5 protein-coding genes and 1 pseudogene are annotated in these 6,345 nt (G+C 60.9%); all 6 read left to right on the forward strand.

The window, feature by feature from the left end; translation table 11 throughout:
* Positions 1–290: pseudogene (locus Q0O95_RS12755) on the forward strand (SAM-dependent DNA methyltransferase); the annotation flags it as partial.
* An 8-nt stretch (positions 291–298) separates the two neighbouring features.
* Positions 299–1,546: a restriction endonuclease subunit S gene (locus Q0O95_RS12760; RefSeq protein ID WP_293699361.1), complete on the forward strand. Its 1,248-nt coding sequence runs from the start codon at positions 299–301 to the stop codon at positions 1,544–1,546.
* Positions 1,543–4,662 (forward strand): type I restriction endonuclease, encoded by a 3,120-nt coding sequence (locus Q0O95_RS12765; protein ID WP_293699353.1) that lies wholly within the window; start codon positions 1,543–1,545, stop codon positions 4,660–4,662. Before Q0O95_RS12760 ends, Q0O95_RS12765 begins: the two co-directional genes overlap by 4 nt.
* A 123-nt stretch (positions 4,663–4,785) precedes the next feature.
* A complete protein-coding gene (locus Q0O95_RS12770) occupies positions 4,786–5,604 on the forward strand; it encodes a hypothetical protein (protein ID WP_293699355.1) in 819 nt (272 codons plus the stop codon).
* A gap of 74 nt (positions 5,605–5,678) precedes the next feature.
* The gene (locus Q0O95_RS12775) at positions 5,679–5,816 is read left to right on the forward strand and encodes a hypothetical protein (protein ID WP_293699357.1); all 138 of its coding nucleotides are present in this window, start codon (positions 5,679–5,681) and stop codon (positions 5,814–5,816) included.
* A gap of 5 nt (positions 5,817–5,821) precedes the next feature.
* The gene (locus Q0O95_RS12780) at positions 5,822–6,232 is read left to right on the forward strand and encodes a VOC family protein (RefSeq protein WP_293699359.1); all 411 of its coding nucleotides are present in this window, start codon (positions 5,822–5,824) and stop codon (positions 6,230–6,232) included.
* The last annotated feature ends 113 nt before the right edge of the window (positions 6,233–6,345 follow it).

The following is a 6,345-nucleotide window of genomic DNA, read 5'->3' on the forward strand; positions in this document are numbered from 1 at the left end:
ACGAGGGCGAACTCGTCATGAAGTCGGGTGCGCCGGCCCCGAGCACCGCGTTGCGTGACACCGAGAATGTGCCCTACGACCAAGACGTCCACGACTACCTCGAGCGCGAGGTCAAGCCGTTTGTTCCCGACGCCTGGATCGACGAGTCGAAAACCAAGATCGGCGCCGAAATACCGTTCACACGCCACTTCTACAGGTACGTGCCACCGCGGCCGCTCGAGGAGATCGACCGCGATCTCGACGAAGTGCTCGGCCGTATCCGTGCCCGACTAGAGCAGGTGAAGGCGTGAGCAGTCATATGCGACAGGGCTGGATACCTATCCGGCGAATCGCAGATGTCACAAATGGGGGTACGCCGGGGCCGGCAGAGTTGAACTGGGATGGAGCAATTCCGTGGGCGACTCCGGTGGATCTCGGTAGGTACAACGGGCACACCTTACTCTCGACTGAGCGATCAGTTACGGCCGCGGGCGTCGCAGATGGAACACCAGTCGTGCCAGAGCGCGTGGTTCTTCTGTCGACTCGTGCACCGATCGGGTACTCAGTCATCACTCGTGAGCCAACCGCTTTCAACCAGGGTTGTAAGGGACTGAGGCTTTGTAGCAGCGAACACGACCCAAGATTCTTGCGATACGCCGTCGAATCCAGTTTGGGGGAGCTGAAGTCCCGCGGGAGTGGCACCACATTTCCGGAAGTAAATGCGAACGCTGTAGCCGCGACAGCAATTCCTTGGAAGGAAAGTGAAGAACAACGACAAATCGCAGACTACCTCGACCGCGAAACCGCCGAGATCGATGCGTTCATTCGCGATCAAGAGTTGCTGGAATCCATGGTGAGGGAAAGATACTTAGCTGACCTCGAACATCATGTGACCCTTGGTCCAATACTGCCGATTCGAAGGCTGCGTCCGATCCGTTCTTCTGGTGTCAGTGTGAACGCAGCTGGCCGACCGGCCGTCGGCGAAGAGCCAGGGGTATTGAAAACTGGCGCGGTGTCTAAGGGCTACCTCGACTTGGAAGAAAACAAGGCTGTTCTCGAAGAAGCGGAGGTTCAGCGTCTAGCAACTCCGCTCGTGGAGGACAGGGTGCTCGTGAACCGAGCCAATACACCAGCACTCGTTGGGTCTGCTGCGTACGTGTCAGCTAGTCGTGACGACCGGTTTCTTTCTGACAAGCTATGGCAAATCGACTTCGACGCATCGAACAAGTACATCGCTTACGCGATGCGTTCTCGCATGTACCTTGAGCAAGCCCGACTCCGAAGTGTCGGCGCGAGCGCATCGATGCAGAACCTCAGTTACGAGGACTTTCTGAGTGTTCAATTGCATGTGCCAGGACGACAGGAACAAGAAGAAGCTGTCAGGCACCTCGACGTTGGTGAGGGCATCAATCAGACTCTCTTCGCTGACGTGAACCGCGCAGTAGCCCTCGCAAAAGAACGTCGCGCTGCTCTCATCTCCGCTGCAGTCACGGGGCAGATCGACGTAACCGCACACCACAAGCCCGCTGCCGAACAGCTCGAAGACGACCTTGCGGAGGCACGATGACCGGCATCCACCACGAGCTCCGGCTGCAAGCCGAGATCGCAGAATACCTTGCTGCGCGCGGCTGGCTGAGCTCCGAGAACTCGCAGGGCTACGACAAGGAGCGAGCGCTCTTCCCCGAAGACCTCCTCGGTTGGCTCGAAGAGACAGACGCAGACAATTACGCCAAGATCGTTCCGGAAGCCGCGACCGGCGAGGTGCGCGCAAAGGGCGAACGGCGCATCCTCGACCGTGTCGCAAAGCTCCTTGCAGCAGAGGAAGCCCACGGCGGCGGCACCCTCAACGTCCTGCGCAAGGGGTTCGACCTCCCCGGCGCGAAGAGCCGATTCAGTCTGCTGCAGATGCCCCCAGCTGACGACCGCAACCCGAAACTCATCGAACGGTACAAGAAGAACCGCTTGCGGGTCGTGCAGGAGGTCGTCTACTCGGCGAAGAAGGCGAGCCGCATCGACCTCGTCCTGTTCTGCAACGGCCTCCCGGTCGCAACCATCGAGATCAAGACATCGTTCACGCAGGCGCTCGAAGAAGCCATCGTCCAGTACAGATCCGACCGCAAGCCGCAGGGCGAGCCGCTGCTTATCTCCGGCAGGGGAGCACTCGTGCACTTCGCGCTCTCCGACACCGAGATCGCGATGACCACCCACCTCAAGGGAGAGGAGACGGTCTTCCTGCCGTTCAACAAAGGCCACGACAACGGTAAGGGCAACCCGCCCGTCACCGGTGGGGCGCGCACGTCGTTCTTCTGGCAGGAAATACTCGAACGCGACGCGTGGCTGCACATCCTGGCGAAGTTCATCTACACGAACCACGAGAAGCAGACCGACCCGCTCACCGGCAGGGTAACGGAGCGTTCGCAGATCAGATTCCCCCGCTACCACCAGTGGCGCGCTGTCACACGGCTCACGGCATCCGCGCTCGAACACGGGCCCGGGCGGAACTATCTCATTCAGCACTCCGCGGGCTCGGGCAAGACCGATTCGATCGCCTGGACGGCGCACCGCATGGCCTCCCTGCACGCACCCGACGGCAAGAAAGTGTACGACGGCGTCATCGTCATCGCCGACCGGCAGGTGCTCGACCGTCAACTGCACGATGCCGTCGATCAGCTCGTCAACGCCACAGGCACGTTTCAGCCGATCACGTCGGGAACCGAGGGGTCGAAGACGCAGCAGCTCGTCGAGGCACTCAGCTCCGGTGTTCCGATTGTCGGCGTAACCCTGCAGACCTTCCCGTACGCACTGCGCGAAATCCAGCAGCAAGGCGGCGCGCTCGCCGGCAAACGGTTCGCCGTGATCGCCGACGAGGCTCACTCTTCGCAGTCCGGCGATGCGTCGAAAGCACTCAAAGAGCTGCTCTACTTCGACGCCGATCAACACCGGGATGCAGAAGGGGATGCCGACGCCGACCAGAACGCCCTGGTCGCGATGGCCGCCCACACCGACGAAGACAACCGCATCAGCTTCTTCGCGTTCACGGCGACACCGAAGGAGAAGACACTCAACCTCTTCGGCGACAAGCCCGTTGACGGTGGCAAACCGGTTCCCTTCGACCTGTACTCGATGAAGCAGGCGATCGAAGAGGGCTTCATCCTCGACGTGCTGAAGAACTACACGTCGTACGAGATGGCTGCCCGCATCGCGCAGAAGGGCGCCGAAGGCGGAGATGACGAGGAGGGCATCGACGTCCGTTCGGGCACGCGCGCCTACATCGGCTTCGTCGAACTGCACCCCACGAACGTCGCATCCAAGGTCGACGTCATTCTTGAACACTTCAAGAACACCGTGAGCAAGGAGCTCGGCGGCCGAGCGAAGGCCATGGTCGTGACCTCCTCTCGATCGGCAGCAGTGTCGTACGCGCGAGCCTTCGAGAAGGCCATCGAAGAGAAGAACCTGCCGTTGAAGACCCTCGTCGCCTTCTCGGGCGAAGTACCCGACCCCGACGTCTCCACCCTGCCGGGTGTCGAGGGCCCGAAAGTCACCGAGGCGTCCATGAACCCCGAACTGAAGGGGCGGGATCTCGAGGCAGTGTTCGCGCAGGACGGCCAGCACATCCTGATCGTCGCGAACAAGTACCAGACCGGGTTCGATCAGCCGAAGCTCGTGGCGATGTACGTCGACAAACAGCTCTCGGGCATCACGGCCGTGCAGACACTGTCTCGCCTGAACCGCAGAATGGACGGCAAAGAGAACACGTTCGTGCTCGACTTCGTAAACGAGCCGGCAGAAATCCTCGCCGCGTTCAAGGAGTACTACGAAGACGCGAGGATTCAGGAGGAGTCAGACCCCGACCTCGTTGCCGACCTACTGCTGAAGCTCGACAGCCAGAACATCTACACGCAGGCAGAAGTCAACCTCGTTTACGAAGAGTGGATATCGACGAAGGGCAAGCACACCCGGCTCGCCGGCCACCTCGACCCCGCAGTGCAACGGTTCGCAGTGCGATGGCAGCAGGCGCTGCAGGATGAAGACCAGGAAGCGCGGGGCCGCCTAGAAGACTTCAGGTCGACGCTCGGGCAGTACGTGAAAGCGTACGCGTTCTTCTCGCAGATCCTGCACTTCGGTGACCCCCGCTACGAGAAGCTCTCGGTATTCGCCGACCTGCTGTTCCGCAAGCTGCGCGACTTCGGTGCTAGCGGGAATCCCGGCGCCGTCGATGTTTCCGACATCGTATTGACGCACTTCAAGCTCGAAAAGATCAAGGAGGAAGACCTTGATCTTGGTTCGGGTGAGGCCCAGGGGTTGCGTGGCATGACCGAAGCGGGACTCGCACGCATTCGCGAACGAGATCGTTCCCCGAAGGCCGAGCTGATCGAAAAGGTGAACCAGTACTTCGGTGATCTCGACGCGAGCCCCGACTATCAGGTCAGCTTCATCGAAAACCTCGTCGCGCAGATGATCGACAACAGCGAACTTCGAACGCAGGCTGCGCACAACAGCAGCGCCGACTTCCGAAATTCACCGAGTCTCGAACTTGCGATCGAAGACTCCCTTTGGGGCCAGGAACGCTCGCACAGCGAACTCCAGAACGCCGTCCGGTCGCTGCCGATCGGCAAGATCGTCGACCTTTTCATGGACTTCGGTCTCTACGACAGGCTGCGCGCCACCGGCACCGACGGCTAATGGGGAGGCAATCTACGCTCCGCGAGAATGATTCGCATTTCTCAGAGAAACCGACGCGCTGCGGTGATCACGTCGAGCTGGGGCTGCTAGGTTCGAACGTGGCTCAATCGAGGGGAGTCAGCAATGATGTCGAGCAAGGTCCGAACTCGTCGCAGCGTAGCGCTCGCGGCCATCGCAACAGCGAGTCTTTTCGTGCTCAGCGGGTGTTTTCCCCTTGTGCATTGGGCAGAGCATGCCCAGGGCATCCCGGATGAATCGTCCCCCGATAACGACGCGCCGGATACTGCACCGGATGGCGCGGAAATGCTGGAAGCGAATGGCCAGTCCGCAACGGGCCGGGTGCCGGCAGACGGGGCAGAAACGGTCCACTTCCAGCTGACCGAGCGCAGCGCTGTCGTGCTCGGCGCCTACTCACCGGACGGCGGGGATCTCCAGATGTCGCTCGAGGGCGAAGGGGTTTCGGAGTTCGTCGATGACGCCTTCCCAAACATCGAAGCGTTCTCCTTCAACCAGGAGCTGGGCAGTTTCGACCCCACGATCGCGCACGTGCTGGAAGCGGGCACGTATCAAGTGGACTTAACGACCTACAGCAGCGCTTCGGCCGATTTCGTCCTGGAGCTTCGCACGGGTACGCAGACGATCTCCCCGGGCGATGAACTCTCTGTCGACTGGGAGGCCGATCAAGCCGCCATTCTGATCGTCGACCTGCAGACCGGCAGCGAAGTGCTCGAGACATCGAACGCGAGCGGAGACCCGAAGGTGTGGGTGTCGATCCCCAGCATGGGCCTCCGGGACTACGACGATGACGGGGGCGAGAGCCTGAATGCTCTCGTCGAATTCTCCGACTCCCGTTTCGGTGGCGGCGATGCAACGGAGGCCGTCGTCATCGTGCGTGACTACGATCCTTCATCATCGGGGTCTGCGCAAGTCAGCTTGCGTTAACGGAACATCACCCGTAAGGGGGATGCCTCGGGCTCCTGACAGCGCCATGATCGTTGGTGGTGAACGGAGAATCAATGGCACAGCAGGTCGGAGGGAACGACCGACGCCGCGACGAGACACCGCTGCCCATGCACCCCGTTATGCTGTGGGCATGGCGTCTCGAAGTACTGCGGCTTCGGCGAAACCGATCGGTTTCGGGCACAAGAACGTAAACAGCATGAATATGAAAATTCACAGCAGTTACCTGCCGCAGACAGACCCCGATGCATCGCTCGCCTTCTACCGGGACGTGCTCGACTTCGAGATTCGCAACGACGTCGGCTACCAAGGCATGCGATGGATAACCGTCGGCCCGCTGGGCCAGCCGGACACGAACATCGTGCTCTATCCGCCGGAGGCGACACCGGGTGTCACAGATGATGAGAAGCGCACGATCTTCGAGCTCATCGCGAAGGGCACCTTCTTCGGCGTCAACCTCGCAACAACAGACTTGGACGCCACATTCGCGAAACTCGAGGCCGCCGGCGCCGACATCGTGCAGGAGCCGATCGATCAGCCGTACGGTGTGCGCGACTGCGCCTTCCGAGACCCGGCGGGCAACGAGATACGACTACAAGAAATACAGTGAATTCGGGCTATGCGCCGGCGTGACCGCGCGAAATGCACTCGGCAGAGCACGTCGCTCGCACCGAAAGGGGAAGACCTATGAACGACACCGATTCGGGAGCCGCGCACACGGCG

Origin of the sequence: uncultured Agrococcus sp., from assembly GCF_945915485.1 — a bacterium.
Lineage (GTDB): Bacteria > Actinomycetota > Actinomycetes > Actinomycetales > Microbacteriaceae > Agrococcus.